This window comes from Arthrobacter sp. BG5 (assembly GCF_056680155.1).
The window spans coordinates 1,315,577-1,329,295 of the sequence record NZ_CM155268.1 but is presented as its reverse complement, the minus strand read 5'-3'; the positions used below and the strand labels follow the sequence as shown (position 1 = coordinate 1,329,295).

At 67.9% G+C, this 13,719-nt stretch carries 17 protein-coding genes and 1 tRNA gene; 13 read left to right on the top strand and 5 right to left on the bottom strand.

The annotated features are described in order from the left end of the window. Positions 1–23 precede the first annotated feature (23 nt). Together AC1MBE_RS06090 and AC1MBE_RS06085 are read right to left on the bottom strand one after the other, a co-directional pair. Positions 24–1,535: a catalase gene (locus AC1MBE_RS06090; protein ID WP_479782497.1), complete on the bottom strand. Its 1,512-nt coding sequence runs from the start codon at positions 1,533–1,535 to the stop codon at positions 24–26. A gap of 24 nt (positions 1,536–1,559) precedes the next feature. Further along, the gene (locus AC1MBE_RS06085) at positions 1,560–2,027 is read right to left on the bottom strand and encodes a Fur family transcriptional regulator (RefSeq protein ID WP_479781557.1); all 468 of its coding nucleotides are present in this window, start codon (positions 2,025–2,027) and stop codon (positions 1,560–1,562) included. Between the two features lie 79 nt (positions 2,028–2,106). Here AC1MBE_RS06085 and AC1MBE_RS06080 point away from each other — a divergent pair, with 79 nt between their 5' ends. Both AC1MBE_RS06080 and htpX read left to right on the top strand, forming a co-directional pair. Then, the gene (locus AC1MBE_RS06080; protein ID WP_479781555.1) at positions 2,107–3,378 is read left to right on the top strand and encodes an MFS transporter; all 1,272 of its coding nucleotides are present in this window, start codon (positions 2,107–2,109) and stop codon (positions 3,376–3,378) included. A gap of 66 nt (positions 3,379–3,444) precedes the next feature. After that, positions 3,445–4,314: a zinc metalloprotease HtpX gene (gene htpX, locus AC1MBE_RS06075; protein WP_479781553.1), complete on the top strand. Its 870-nt coding sequence runs from the start codon at positions 3,445–3,447 to the stop codon at positions 4,312–4,314. A gap of 60 nt (positions 4,315–4,374) precedes the next feature. Here htpX and AC1MBE_RS06070 read toward each other — a convergent pair whose 3' ends face one another. Further along, entirely contained in the window at positions 4,375–4,866 is a 492-nt protein-coding gene (locus AC1MBE_RS06070) for a YajQ family cyclic di-GMP-binding protein (protein ID WP_138768479.1), read from the bottom strand. A 200-nt stretch (positions 4,867–5,066) separates the two neighbouring features. On the opposite strand from AC1MBE_RS06070, the gene AC1MBE_RS06065 reads away from it, so the two are divergent. From AC1MBE_RS06065 to AC1MBE_RS06045, 5 genes are all read left to right on the top strand, one after another. Then, positions 5,067–5,321: a hypothetical protein gene (locus AC1MBE_RS06065; protein ID WP_479781551.1), complete on the top strand. Its 255-nt coding sequence runs from the start codon at positions 5,067–5,069 to the stop codon at positions 5,319–5,321. A 150-nt stretch (positions 5,322–5,471) separates the two neighbouring features. Beyond that, positions 5,472–5,553: transfer RNA gene (locus tag AC1MBE_RS06060), tRNA-Tyr, on the top strand. Positions 5,554–5,793: 240 nt separating this feature from the next. Beyond that, a complete protein-coding gene (locus tag AC1MBE_RS06055) occupies positions 5,794–6,186 on the top strand; it encodes a DUF7793 family protein (RefSeq protein ID WP_479781549.1) in 393 nt (130 codons plus the stop codon). A gap of 146 nt (positions 6,187–6,332) precedes the next feature. Further along, entirely contained in the window at positions 6,333–6,509 is a 177-nt protein-coding gene (locus AC1MBE_RS06050) for a DUF1059 domain-containing protein (RefSeq protein WP_346960797.1), read from the top strand. Then, on the top strand, positions 6,506–7,693 hold the full coding sequence (locus AC1MBE_RS06045) for an EAL domain-containing protein (RefSeq protein ID WP_479781547.1): 1,188 nt from the start codon (positions 6,506–6,508) through the stop codon (positions 7,691–7,693). The genes AC1MBE_RS06050 and AC1MBE_RS06045 overlap by 4 nt, the downstream gene beginning before the upstream one ends. On the opposite strand, the gene AC1MBE_RS06040 is transcribed toward AC1MBE_RS06045, so the two are convergent. Next, positions 7,690–8,505, bottom strand: a complete 816-nt coding sequence (locus tag AC1MBE_RS06040) for a hypothetical protein (protein ID WP_479781545.1) — start codon at positions 8,503–8,505, stop codon at positions 7,690–7,692. The two genes, AC1MBE_RS06045 and AC1MBE_RS06040, sit on opposite strands and share 4 nt — an antisense overlap. A 165-nt stretch (positions 8,506–8,670) precedes the next feature. Here AC1MBE_RS06040 and AC1MBE_RS06035 point away from each other — a divergent pair, with 165 nt between their 5' ends. The 5 genes from AC1MBE_RS06035 to trxA all read left to right on the top strand — a co-directional run bounded on the left by AC1MBE_RS06035 (position 8,671) and on the right by trxA (position 11,496). Continuing rightward, positions 8,671–9,225, top strand: a complete 555-nt coding sequence (locus AC1MBE_RS06035) for a GNAT family N-acetyltransferase (protein WP_479781543.1) — start codon at positions 8,671–8,673, stop codon at positions 9,223–9,225. Between the two features lie 21 nt (positions 9,226–9,246). Then, positions 9,247–9,651 (top strand): VOC family protein, encoded by a 405-nt coding sequence (locus tag AC1MBE_RS06030; protein WP_479781541.1) that lies wholly within the window; start codon positions 9,247–9,249, stop codon positions 9,649–9,651. A gap of 247 nt (positions 9,652–9,898) precedes the next feature. Next, positions 9,899–10,426 (top strand): Type 1 glutamine amidotransferase-like domain-containing protein, encoded by a 528-nt coding sequence (locus AC1MBE_RS06025; protein ID WP_479781539.1) that lies wholly within the window; start codon positions 9,899–9,901, stop codon positions 10,424–10,426. A 51-nt stretch (positions 10,427–10,477) separates the two neighbouring features. Further along, complete coding sequence (locus tag AC1MBE_RS06020) at positions 10,478–11,023, top strand: acyl-CoA thioesterase (RefSeq protein WP_479781537.1); 546 nt, start codon at positions 10,478–10,480, stop codon at positions 11,021–11,023. 68 nt (positions 11,024–11,091) lie between these two features. Continuing rightward, positions 11,092–11,496, top strand: a complete 405-nt coding sequence (gene trxA / locus AC1MBE_RS06015) for a thioredoxin (protein WP_479781535.1) — start codon at positions 11,092–11,094, stop codon at positions 11,494–11,496. A gap of 112 nt (positions 11,497–11,608) precedes the next feature. On the opposite strand, the gene AC1MBE_RS06010 is transcribed toward trxA, so the two are convergent. Continuing rightward, positions 11,609–11,887, bottom strand: coding sequence for a putative quinol monooxygenase (locus AC1MBE_RS06010; protein ID WP_479781533.1), 279 nt, complete (start codon positions 11,885–11,887; stop codon positions 11,609–11,611). Between the two features lie 112 nt (positions 11,888–11,999). Here AC1MBE_RS06010 and AC1MBE_RS06005 point away from each other — a divergent pair, with 112 nt between their 5' ends. After that, the gene (locus tag AC1MBE_RS06005; protein ID WP_479781531.1) at positions 12,000–13,676 is read left to right on the top strand and encodes an AMP-binding protein; all 1,677 of its coding nucleotides are present in this window, start codon (positions 12,000–12,002) and stop codon (positions 13,674–13,676) included. The last annotated feature ends 43 nt before the right edge of the window (positions 13,677–13,719 follow it).

Sequence of the window (13,719 nt, the reverse complement as noted above, 5' to 3'; positions counted from 1 at the left end):
GTGTTCTTTCGTGCAGGAGGAAATCAGCCGATCTTGTTGGCAGCCTCGGCGTCCGAGGTGCCGACACCGGCAGCGACGGCACCCAGGTTGGCGCGCAGCTTCGCGCCGAGTTCGGCGTCGACGTTGGTCCAGTACTGGATGGCGCGTTCCTTGATGGCCGCGCTCTTCACGCCGCCCACGGCACCGGTGAGAGTGTCCAGCAGGCGTGCCTTGGCGCCGTCGTCGAACACCTCGCGGTACAGCGTCCCGGCCTGGCCGAAGTCGCCGTCCTCAGCGTGCAGGGAGTGCGCGGAGAGCGTCAGCTCGCCGTCGTTCTCCCAGCCGCCGGCCGGGTTCTGCGGCTCCACGGCAGCGGGGCCGCCGAAGGAGTTCGGCGCGTACACCGGAACCGAGGGGGCGTTGAAGTGGTACCGTGCCGCGCCGTCCTGGCTGTAGTTGTTGACCTGGCTTTTGGGCAGGTTCACCGGGAGCTGGGCGTGGTTGGTGCCCACGCGGTAGCGGTGTGCGTCGGCGTAGGAGAAGATGCGGGCCTGCAGCATCTTGTCCGGCGAGGCGGCGATGCCCGGCACGAAGTTTGACGGCGCGAAGGTGGCCTGCTCGATCTGCGCGAAGTAGTTCTCCGGGTTCTTGTTCAGCTCCATGGTGCCGACCTTGACCAGCGGGTAGTCGCCGTGCGGCCACACCTTGGTGACGTCGAACGGGTTGAAGCGGTAGGTCTTGGCGTCCTCGTAAGGCATCACCTGGACGTGCAGGTCCCAGGAGGGGAAGTTGCCCGCGTCGATGTTCTCCTGCAGGTCACGGATGTAGAAGTCCGCGTCCGCGCCGGCCAGCTCCTCTGCCTCTTCGCCCGTCAGGGACTTGACGCCCTGGTTGGACTTGAAGTGATACTTGACCCAGAAACGCTCGCCCGCCGCATTGATCCACTGGTAGGTGTGCGAGCCGTAGCCCTGCATTTCACGCCAGGAGGCCGGCAGGCCACGGTCACCCATGAGCCACGTGACTTGGTGGGCGGACTCGGGGGAGAGGGTCCAGAAGTCCCACTGCATGTCTGCGTCGCGCAGGTGCGTGCCCGGGAGGCGCTTCTGCGAGTGGATGAAGTCCGGGAACTTGATGCCGTCGCGGATGAAGAACACCGGGGTGTTGTTGCCGACCAGGTCGTAGTTGCCCTCGGAGGTGTAGAACTTCACGGCGAAGCCGCGCGGGTCGCGCAGCGTGTCGGCGGAGCCTGCCTCACCGGCGACGGAGGAGAAGCGGATGAGCATGTCCGTCTCGGTGCCCGGCTGGAACAGCGCGGCCTTGGTGTACTGGGAAACATCCCCCGTGGTCGTGAACGTGCCGAAGGCGCCGCCGCCCTTGGCGTGCACCACACGCTCCGGCACACGCTCGCGGTTGAACTGGGCGAGCTTCTCCACCAGGTAGTGGTCGGTCAGGACGATCGCGCCGTCAGCACCGACGGACTTCGAGTGGGCGTCGGAAGTGACGGGGGCACCGGACTGTGTCGTGGACACTGCGGGCGCAGAGATGTTCTGAGTCATCATTCTCCTATTTCTGTTTCTAACTTAGTTACGGTCGGCGGGAAGTTTTTGGGTGCGCTGGCAGTCCTCGCAGATGCCCTGGTACAGCACGTCCGCGATCTGGATGGTCATGGGCCTGGAGCCCGCGTCCCAGTGCGGGGTCAGGCACGGCGCGTGGCCGACGGCGCATTCGACGTCCTCAACGCGGCCGCAGCTGATGCAGACGGCGTGGTGGTGGTTGTCGCCCACCCTCGTCTCATACAGCGCGGGCGAGTGGGGAGGCTCGAAGCGCCGCAGCATGTGCAGTGCGGTCAGGTCGCCAAGGACCACATAGACGGACTGTGCGGTGAGTTCGGGCAGGTCCTCGCGGGCGGCGGCGAGGATGCTTTCCGCCGGCGAATGCGGATGGCGCTCGACGGCGGCCAGGACCGCCAGCCGCTGCTTCGTCACCCGGCGGCCGTGGGCGCGCAGGGCCGCGGCCCATGCCTCGCTGCCGTCCACCAAATCCGTCATGGCCCCATTCAAACACTTATTTTTAGCAGTTCACAATAAGGTTCGGCTTATTTCGCTGTGGTCCCACTAGAGTTGCCCGGTGGGGAAATTCTTGGCGGACATCACGCCGTTACGCGAAAGTCCGGCCTTCCGCCGCCTCTGGCTGGGATCCGCCGCCTCGGCGCTGGGCAGCCAGCTCACCCTGGTGGCCGTGAGCCTTGAGGTCTACCGGCTCACCCAGGACAGCCTGTATGTGGGCCTGCTGAGCATCTTCGCCCTCGTTCCGCTGGTATTCGGCGGCCTGCTGGGCGGATCCATCGCCGATGCCCACGACCGCCGCAAGGTGGCGCTGGCCGCCTCCGCCGTGCTCTGGCTGACCACCGCGGGCCTGGCATTGCAGGCCTGGCTGCAGCTGGGCAACGTCTGGCTGCTCTACGTCCTCGTGGCGGTGCAAAGCGGTGCGCAGGCGATCAACCAGCCGGCGCGCAGCGCCATCATCCCGGTCCTGGTCCGCAAGGAGCTGCTGCCCGCGGCCAACGCCCTGAGCATGATGATCTTCGGGCTGACCATGACCGCCGGACCGCTGCTGGCCGGCGTGCTGGTCGCCACGGTCGGCTTCGCCTGGACCTACACGATCGACGTGGCCAGCTTCGCGTTCGTCGTCTGGGCCCTGCTGAAGCTGCCGCCGATGCCGCCGGGTCAGGAGTCGCACCGGGCCGGCCTGCGTTCCGTGGTGGAAGGCTTCCGCTTCCTCGGCACCCGTCCCAACCTGCGCATGACCTTCGTGATCGACCTGGTGGCCATGATCCTGGCCCAGCCGCGGGCGCTGCTGCCGGCCATCGGCGCGCTCATGATCGGCGGCGGCGAAGCCACGGTCGGCGTGTTGCTGGCCTCGACCGCCGTCGGCGCCTTCCTCGCCGGGCTCTTCTCCGGCCCGCTCGGAGCCGTCCGGGCGCAGGGCGCGGCGGTGGTCTGGTCGGTCATGGGCTGGGGCGCCTCGATCGCGGGGCTGGGCCTCGTCGTCGTGCTCGCCGGCCGGTCCGGAGCCGGGGGCGTGACGTTGTGGCTGGTGCCCGCCGCGGTCTGCTGCGCGCTCGCCGGGATCGCCGACTCGGTCAGTGCCGTGTTCCGCACCACCATCCTGCAGTCGGCCACTCCGGACCACCTGCGCGGCCGGCTGCAGGGCGTCTTTGTGGTGGTTGTCGCCGGCGGACCCCGGGTGGGGGACATGCTGGCCGGCGGCGCGACGAAGCTGCTCAGTGAAGGTTGGGTGCTGCTCGCGGGCGGGGTGCTCTGCGCGGTGGTGGCCTGGCTCGTGGCCCGCTGGCAGTCCGGGTTCCTGCAGTACGACGCGCGGAACCCGGTCCCGTAGCGGTTCGTTTCCTTAATGGGTGATCCGTGGGACACCCGACGACGGCGGCACGGCTCGGGAGGATCAGTGCACAACCACCACAACGGACTGAAAACGGCGGCCCTGTTCGGCGTGCTCTGGGCGGTGCTGCTGGGCCTCGGCGCGCTTATTGGATCCAGCATGCGCAGCTCGGCGCCCATCTGGATCATGGCACTGGTCGGCGTCGGCACCACCGCCTACGGCTACTGGAACAGCGACAAGATCGCGATCAGGGCAATGCAGGCATATCCGGTCACGGAAGCCGAGGCGCCGCAGCTGCACCAGATGGTCCGGGAGCTCTCGGCCCGCGCCAACCAGCCCATGCCCCGGATCTACATCTCACCGACCATGGCGCCGAACGCCTTCGCGACCGGCCGGAACCCGCAGAACGCAGCGGTCTGCTGCACCCAGGGCATCCTGCAGCTGCTCGACGCCCGCGAACTGCGCGGCGTGCTCGGCCACGAGCTGATGCACGTCTACAACCGGGACATCCTGACCTCATCGGTGGCTGCCGCCGTCGCCGGTGTAATCACCTCGGTGGGCCAGATGCTGCTGTTCTTCGGCGGCGGCGACCGCCGCAACGCGAACCCGCTGGCCCTGCTCGCGATGGCGCTGCTGGCGCCGTTTGCCGCCTCGCTGATCCAGATGGCCATCTCCCGCACCCGGGAGTACGACGCCGACGAGGACGGGTCGGCGCTCACCGGCGACCCGTTGGCGCTGGCCTCGGCGCTGCGCAAGATCGAACAGGGCGTGCAGCTGGCGCCGTTGCCGCAGGACCAGCGGCTGGTGAACGCCTCGCACCTGATGATCGCCAACCCGTTCCGCGGCGGCGGCATGGTGCGGATGTTTTCCACCCACCCGCCGATGAGCGAGCGGATCGGCCGGCTGGAACGGATGGCGGGACGGCAGCTGGGGTAAGCACGAAAAGGCCGGGCCCCGGCGTCGTGATGACGCTGAAACCCGGCCAGTTTGGCGGTCCTAGCTGCGGAAGTTCACGAACTGGAGGTCGGCCTCGTCGAAGCCCTTCAGCAGGTTCATGGTCTCCTGCAGGTCGTCGCGGGACTTGGACGTCACGCGCAGCTCGTCGCCCTGGATCTGGGACTTGACCGACTTGGGCCCCTCGTCCCGGATCAGCTTGTTGATCTTCTTCGCGAGGTCCTGGGCAATGCCCTCCTTGATGGTGGCCTCGAGGCGGAATTCTTTCCCGGAGGGGTAGGGTTCGCCGGTATCCAGGGACTTCAGCGAGATGCCGCGGCGGATCAGCTTGGACTGCAGTACGTCCAGGACGGCCAGCACCCGCTCCTCGGAGTTGGCCTTCATCAGGATCTTCTCGCCGCTGAAGTCGACCTCGGCGCCGACCCCCTTGAAGTCGTAGCGCTGCGCCAGTTCCTTCTGTGCCTGGTTCAGCGCGTTGGCGACCTCCTGCTTGTCGACCTTGCTGACGACGTCGAATGTGGATTCGCCTGCCATGACTGTCCTCCTGATGGTTGTCCGGGCGCCCTGCTGAAGGGCGGTGTTTCTGCATTCCAGCCTAGTACGGATGCTCCGGATGTGAAGCTGCGCGGGGGTCGGCGGTCCTCACAGTCGGCTCAAAGCTGAACCTCGGGGGGAACGAAGCTTGGCCCGGCAGAGTTGTAGTCCTTGGAAGAGCCGCTTGAAAGGCAAAGCACATGAACCGCAAGGCCATCCGTTACGTCTCCAGCTCCACCGCCGCCGCGGCGGGTTCGATCACCACGGCGATGACGTCGGTGGCCGCCGCGGCCCTGGCTGCCTCCATCATCCTCAGCCCGGCCGGGGACGTTTCGGCCCGGCTGGACGGTGTGCAGGCGGAACTGGCCCGGGCCGTGCAGCTGAACCAGGTCACCGCCGAGCAGGCGGCGAGATTCGAGGCCAAACTCGCTGGCCGCATCCTCGGCGAAGCCTGATTTTCCGGGCCTTACCGGGCTGGCCGGCGCCGATTCGATTCTTCGGCGGAAGTTCTGTAAAGTTGTCTTGCCCGCGGTTGCTGGAAGCGGAACGGACTGGAAACAGGCGTTCTGAACATGGAGGCCGCGAGTGATCTTCTTTTGAAGTTCGGCAGATTACCCGAGCGGCCAAAGGGGGCTGACTGTAAATCAGCTGGCAACGCCTACGGGGGTTCGAATCCCTCATCTGCCACCCTCGAGAAAACCTCCGGAACCACTCGGTTCCGGAGGTTTTTTCTTTGCTCGGCCCCGCCCGGAGGGCCGGGTAACTCGGATAACCCGGCGGCTGCTCCATAAGTGCCCTTTAGCGGGGTGAAAACGGCGGCTACGGAGCACTCGATGGGCGGGCGGGCCGTCATTTTCGAGTGAAAACGTGCCTGACGTCACATCTTGTCCCCGGGAGGCGCTACCCTGTCGCAGGAGGGGGAATCACATGGAGATAGTCCTGGCAGCCGGCAAGGGAACGCTCAGCCTGGATGAGGGCGGAATTCTGCAGCTGGCCTGGGCGTCCGGCTCTGCGCTGGACACGGCGGACGCCGTCGAGTCCGTCCTGGCCATTTCAAAAATCAGTGCCGGGCGCATGCTGCCGCTGCTGATCGACATCAGTGACGTCAAGCTGACTGCCGGAGCCCGAAACCACTACCTGGACAGCCGTTTCGTTTCCTCCGTGGCGCTGGTCGGTGAGTCCAACGTGGACCGGGTGGTGGCCGCATGGATGCGCCGCGGGAACGACTGTCCGCAGCGCTACTTCACCTCGAGGGCCGACGCCCGGCAATGGCTGGCCGGACTGGCGGCCGGCGACGGGACGCAAAGCGTCGCAGGCTGATCCCTCCTGCCGCCCGGCCTATCCCCGCGGCCGGCCGGACGGCCAGACAGGCAGGCGGACGACACCCCGGCCGGAGAATCGGCCGATTCGTCATTACTGCAGAGTAGGGTAAGGCGCGTTGATCAAAAAGTGCCTTAGGAGCTGAAATGAAGTCGTTTGCATGTGGTGACGTTGTTCCCGGTTGTGAAGCCCGCTGGGTCTGCAGCACGGACGACGAAATTCTGGTCCAGGTGGGCGCCCACGCCGCATCAGTGCACGGCCTGACCGATCTGTCACCCGAGCTCGTCGGCTCGGTGCGCAAAGCAATCGTCCCGGCTAGTTGATTCCTGCGGCGGGCGGGCCGCATCCCGACGCCGGCGCCGGCGCCGGCACGCCAGCGCCTCCGGACTGGGAGCGCCTGCTCGCTTCCGCCTGCCGCGGTGAAGGGCTGGCGGCGGCCTATCAGCCCATTATTGATACGGCGCGGGGAGCGGTGGTGGGCTACGAAGCCCTGGCGCGGTTTCCCGGTTATGCCGAGAAGAACCCCGAAGTGTGGTTTGCCGCCGCCCGTGCCCACGGGAAGGCCGCCGAGCTTGAGTCTGCCGCGCTGCGCACGGCCCTGAAGGCCCGCCCCGCGCTGCCGGCCAACTGCTTCCTGACCCTCAACGTTTCACCGGAACTGCTGACGTCCGAGTGCATCCGCAGTGTGTGGCGCGACGAGGGCAAGCTGGGCGGCCTGATCGTCGAACTGACGGAGCAGACGCCGATCGATTCGTACGTGGAGCTGGAACCGGACCTGAACCAGTTGCGCGCCGCCGGTGCCCTGATCGCCGTCGACGACGCCGGGGCCGGCTACGCGGGGCTGCGCCACCTGCTGGCCCTGCGGCCCTCGATGATCAAAATCGACCGGGCCCTGATCCAGGACGTCGACCGCGATGAGGCGAAGCGTGCCCTGATCGGGATGCTCGGCGCGTTTGCGAGCCGCGTGGATGCGTGGATTCTGGCCGAGGGCGTCGAACGGGCCGAGGAGCTCGAGGCGCTGGTCTCACTGGGCGTACCTCTTGTGCAGGGCTACTACCTTGCCCGGCCGGCTCCGCCGTGGGCCGGCATCGACCTCGACGTGGCACACCGCCTGGCCAGCGCGCGGCCGGTGGCGCACAAGACGGTCATCCGCGACGTCGTCGAACCGGCGGCGACGGTGTCCAGCGCCGCGCAGGCGGCCGAAGCCTTCGCGGCCAACCCGGCTCTGGACGCCGTCGTGCTGCTGGGCGAGCACCTGCGGCCGGTCGCGGTGCTGGACGCGGGGGCGGCCGCGCTTGCCGTGGTGAGCCCCGGGATGCGCGTGAACCTCGATACTCCGCTCAGCCAGGCCCTTGCCCGTTCCATGACGAGGCCGAAGGCCCAAAGGTTCGACTCGCTCCTGGTGACGGATAACGCCGGACGCTTTGCCGGCGTCGCCCGGATGGAGCGGATGATCATTGCGCTCGCCGGGGCCGCGGACCAGGCCGCGGACCTGACTGCAGACTAGCCCGGTCCGTTCCCGAGTGGCACGAGCCGGAACGAGTATTGCCCCGTGCTGCCAGCGGGCGCCATGCTCAGCTCAGCGCCCTCCGAGGGCAGTTGCAACAGGATGCTGATGACTTCCCCGCACGGGACGGTCCGTTCGGACAGGACTTCGGCGCCGTTCCAGCTGCGGATGGACAGCCGCGTCGCCGCCGTCCCGCGGCAGGCGAAATTCAAGTCGTAGAGGCCGGGCGGGGCGGAGAGCCCAAAGCTGGTCGGCGCGTCGGACGTGGCGGATCCCCGGTATTCGCCGGGCATGGAGGGGTCCAGGACGTCCCGTGCCCAGGCGCTGGCGCCGAAATTTTCGCGCAGCGATTCGTCCGTGTTCGGCTCGATCTTCACCCCGGCGACGCCGGCCTCGAGTCCGTAGAGTGCCGTGGCGCGGGCCGTAAGTATGCCTCCCGTGTGGCGGATGAACGTGGCGCGGGCCTCGCCGCAGGGGTAGTCCCAGGCTTCCGGAAGTCCCTGCCCCCGGACCAGCTTTACTTCCAGCCGGGTGGCGCCGGAGCACGCCGCCGTCAGCAGGTAGTCCCCGGCAGCGAGGTCGGTGGTCCAGGCGGCCGTCTTGCCGGTGGCATGTGGGGTGCCGGAGTTGGCGGGCGGTCCCCCCAGCTGCCGGGTCACTTCGGCAAGGAACAATGCCGGATCGACGGCGTGCGTGGCAGCCGGCGCGGGCAACGGCTCGTCCGGACTGTACTCACACGCGGCCACCGGCAGGAGCAGAACCAGCAGCAATACCTTCGCGCGCAGGATCCGCGCCCCCCACAGAGCCGACATGCCCCGAGCCTAACGCCGCCACGGGGACCGACACCGTCCCCGGGCAGGACCGGACCACGGACCGGGCCGGCACGGGGCCGCCGCGGCACGGACGGAGGCCCGGATCCGTCAGCGGCGCGGCGCGGGCGGCTGCAGCAGGGAGGATCGGGAAGGATGGGGAGGGTGATGACTGAGAGCCCAAGCGCGCTGGCGGGCGAGTTGCCCGGCGGTGTCCGGATCAGGCTGCTGCGCGGCTCCGACGCCGAGCGGCTGGCTGCCGCCTACCGGCGGAACCGGGAGCACCTTGCGCCCTGGGAACCTGTCCGGAGCGCAGAATTCTTCGCGACGGAGGGCCAGCGGGCCAACATTGGCGGCAAGCTGGCCATGTTTGCCGCCGGGACCGCCGTTCCCTGGATCCTGCTGCAGGGCGACCGGGCGGTCGGCACCATGACGTTGAGTGGCATTGTGCGGGGCCCCTTCCGCAGCGCCAACCTGGGCTACTGGGTGGACCGGGAATGTACCGGCCGGGGCGTCGGCACGGCCGCCGTCGCCCACGTTGTGGCTGCCGCCGGCACAGCGCTGGAGCTGCACCGCGTCCAGGCGGCCACCCTGCCGCACAACGCCGCCTCACAGACTGTGCTGCGGCGCGCCGGTTTCCAGGAGATCGGGCTGGCCCCGGAGTACCTGCACATCGCCGGGAGCTGGCAGGACCATGTCCTGTTCCAGCGCATCCTGCACTGACGTGCGTGGGAGACGCTCACAATGACTGACGAATCTTTCGGCGCCCTGCACCACATCGAGCTGTGGGTTCCGGACCTCGGCCGGGCCACGGCCCACTGGGGCTGGCTGCTGGCCCGGCTTGGCTATGAGCAGTACCAGGACTGGCCCCGCGGGCGCAGCTGGCGGCGCGGACCCACGTACATCGTCGTCGAAGAGTCCCCGGACCTGAGCGGCCGGACCCACCGCCGTACGGCGCCCGGGCTGAACCACCTGGCCTTCCGGGCCGGAACGCCGGAACAAGTGGATACGCTGGCGGCGGACGCCCCCGCCCACGGCTGGGCCGGGCTGTTCCCGGAAAAGTATCCGCATGCGGGCGGCCCCGGCCATTACGCCGCCTATCTGGTCAACGCGGACGGCTTCGAAGTCGAGCTGGTGGCCGCTTACTGACCCGCCGCGGACTGACCCGGCAGCCGGGACGGTACCGTGATACCCATGAGCATCATCCTGGTGGGCGGCGGACCCGATACTGTGACCGCCCCGGTTGTTTTTGACCGGTTCGTCAAGGAGGTCCGGAACCGCACCGGCGGAATCCGGCCTGCCCGGATCGCCGTCGTGTTGTTTGACCGCGAAGGCAGCTCGGAGTACTTCCTCCCCAACCTACCTGGAGCCGCTGCACAGCCGTACACCCTGCGAGTTGACGCCGGTCCTGCTGCGCGCCAACGACGCGGCCGACCCGGGGGAGTTCGACGACGTCGACGGGATCGTCGTCGGCGGCGGCCCCACCCCGGACTACCTGGACGGCCTCCGGGGCTCGGCGGCGGCGATCAGGAAGGCGGTCGCTGCCGGCGTGCCCTACCTGGGATTCTCCGCCGGGGCGATGATCGCGCCGCAGCGGGCCCTGGTGGGCGGCTACCGGCTCCGGGGTGTCGAGGTGTGCTCGGAGGAATGCTCGGAAGGCCTTGACGAGCTGGAGGTTCGCGACGGCCTGGGCCTGGTGCCGTTCGCCGTCGACGTCCATGCCGCGCAGGCCGGGACCCTGAGCCGTGCGGTTGCGGCCGTCGCGGAGGGCCTTGTGGACCGGGCCGTGGCGGTGGACGAGAACACCGCGCTGGTGCTGCGCCACCCGGCCCTCGAAGACCTGGAGGTGATCGGCACCGGGAACTGCTGGTCCATCCGCGGCGCGGGCCGCAAGGCCACGGTCGCCGTCCTCTCCGCCGGCTGAGCCGGGCATCCGCCCTTGGCACCCTTGTTACTCGCGGGTAACATAGGGGCCATGCATCTGCTGCTCCGCACCATCCTCCTGCTCATCACGTCCGCCCGGCGCCCGCCGCTCGGCATCTGGGATGCGTCCTCGCTGCCGCTCCGGGTCCTGCCGACGGACATTGACATCGCCATGCATGTCAACAACGGCATGTATTTCTCCCTGATGGACCTGGGCCGGTTCGACCTGATGGCACGCAGCGGGACCTGGCGGGCCATGCGCCGGCGCGGCTGGACGCCGGTGGTCGCGGGCGAGACCATCGCTTTCCGCCGCTCCCTGCAGCTGTGGCAGCAGTACACGATCGAGACCAAGGTCATCGGGCTGGATGAGAAGGCCATTTACTTCGAACAGCGCATGGTGGCCGACGGCGAAATCTACGCACGGGCGCACATCGCCACCCGGCTGGTCGCCAAGGGCAAACCGGTCTGCCAGGAGGAGATCATCCGCGAATTCGGGGCACCGCCGGCGGACCTGGAACTGCCCGAGTGGATCCACGAGTGGCGGGAAACGAACGCGCTGCCGGGAGCTCGCCGCCCCGCTCCGCACGCCTGGGCCTAACCCGGCGAAGGATGTGCCAACAGCGAAACGCGGGGGACTTTCGCGGGCGGCTCGCGTACCGTTGACCCATGGCTACCGTAGACATTACAGGTGAACAGTTCGCATCGACCGTCGAGGACAACGACATTGTCCTCGTAGATTTCTGGGCCGAATGGTGCGGCCCGTGCAAGCAGTTCGGCCCGACGTACGCGGCCGTTTCGGAGAAGCACCCGGACGTCGTCTTCTCCAAGGTGGACACCGAAGCGGAGCAGCAGCTCGCCGCCGAGGCCGGCATCACCTCGATCCCCACCCTGATGGCCTTCCGCGAGAAGGTGCTGGTGTTCTCCCAGCCGGGCGCGCTGAACGCCCAGCAGCTGGAGCAGGTGGTCGACGCCGTCAAGGCCCTGGACATGGAGGAAGTCCATGCGCACGTGGCCCGCTCGCAGGCTGAAGCCGCAACCCAGCAGGACGGCAGCCAGATCCCGGACATCTAAGCCGGTCTCCCAACGGCTTAAAGCAACGCGGGGTCACTCCGCGCCCATCCCTGACAGGGTTATGGGCGCGGAGTGACCCCGCGTTGTTGTTGGGTTGCTAAGACCGGCCGGCCTAGAGCTTTTCCAGCTTGACCGGCTCGGCCAGCAGTGCGCTCAGCGACTCGTTCAGGTCCTGGACCGCCGTGCCTTTCGAGTGTTTGTCCAGGTCTTCCTGGGAGGCCCACCGCTCGGTCAGCACCAGCTTGTCTTCGTTCGCCTCGGTCAGTTCGTAGCGGATGCATCCTGGCTCGTTGACGACCTCGTCGATCGCGATCTCAAGGGCCAGCTTCACGCGGAAGAACTCGCCCTCGTTGGGGATAAAAGTGGCTTGCAGGTCAATGGGTTCGCTCATGGCCTTTACCCTACCGGGCGTCCGCGCCGGCACCGGGAGATGCCCGGAAGATTTCCTAGGACTTCCACGCTTTAACCTTCTCTTGCCGCCGGGCTGTTGGTAGCGTCACAGCATGCTTGCGTACACAGCCGGGGACACTGACGTCCCGCTGATCGAAGAAACCATCGGCGACCACTTCGAGCGGATCGTCTCCCGGTTCCCGTTCCACGACGCACTGATTGAAGCTGCGGCGGTTCCGGGCGGGGAGGCCCGGCGGTGGAGCTACACCAAGATGAATGACGACGTCGACCGGCTGGCCCGCGCGCTGCTCGCGCTCGGCGTCGCCACCGGGGACCGGATCGGCATCTGGAGCCCGAACTGCGCCGAATGGACCATCCTGCAGTACGCCACGGCGAAGATCGGGGCGATCCTGGTCAACGTCAATCCGGCGTACCGCAGCCATGAGCTGGAATTCGTCGTCAGGCAGAACGGCATGCGGATGCTGGTGGCGGCACCGTCGGACAAGAACAGCGATTACACCGGGATGGCCCGGCAGGCGCTGGCGGAGTGTCCCGAGCTGCGCGAACTCGTGTTCTTGCCCGATGCCGGCCTGTCCGGCCTCGCCGCGGGGGTCCCGGAAAACGGGGCGGAACTGACGTATGCGGAATTGCTGCGGCGGGCCGACGACGTCGCGCATTCCGGGCTGAAGGCGCGGATGGCCGAGCTGGACCCGCACGACGCGATCAACCTGCAGTACACCTCCGGCACCACCGGCTTTCCCAAGGGCGCCACCATGACGCACCGCAACCTGCTCAACAACGGCTACTCCATTGGCGAGCTGCTGGACTACACCGAGCACGACCGGGTGGTGCTGCCGGTGCCGTTCTACCACTGCTTCGGCATGGTGATCGGCAATCTGGCCGCCTTCAGCCACGGCGCCGCCACCATCATTCCGGGCCGCGGGTTCTCGCCGGCCGCCGCGCTGGAGGCTGTGCAGGACTTCGGCGGGACGTCGCTCTACGGCGTGCCGACCATGTTCATCGCCGAACTCGCCCTGCCGGACTTCGCCTCCTATGACCTGTCCACCCTGCGCACCGGCGTTATGGCCGGCTCGCTGTGCCCCATCGAGGTCATGAACCGGGTGATCGGGGAGATGAACATGCGCGATGTGGCCATTTGCTACGGCATGACGGAGACCTCGCCGGTTTCCACCATGACCCGCGGGGTGGACACGATGGCCCAGCGCACCCAGACCGTGGGCCGGACCATGCCGCACCTGGAGAGCCGGGTGGTGGACCCGGTGACCGGCGGGGTGCTGCAGCGCGGCGAGATCGGCGAGCTGTGCACCCGCGGGTACTCCGTGATGCAGGGCTACTGGAACCAGCCGGACAAGACGGCCGAGGCGATTGACGCCGAAGGCTGGATGCACACCGGCGACCTGGCCCGCATGGATGCGGACGGCTATCTGGTGATCGAGGGCCGGATCAAGGACATGGTGATCCGCGGCGGCGAGAACGTCTACCCGCGCGAGATCGAAGAGTTCCTCTACACCCACCCGGACATCCAGGACGTGCAGGTGATCGGGGTCCCGGATGCCGCCTACGGCGAGGAACTGATGGCCTGCGTGATCCTCAAGCCCGGCGCCGGCATGCTGGACGCCGCCGGGCTGGCCGAATTCTGCCGGGGCAAGCTGGCGCACTACAAGATCCCGCGCTATGTGGATGTCCGGGAAAGCTTCCCCATGACGGTGTCCGGCAAGATCCGGAAGGTGGACATGCGCCAGGAGGCCGTGGCCCGGCTGGGACTGTAGCAGCGGCCGGCGGTGGCGTACCGGGAGCGCTGTTTCGCGGCCG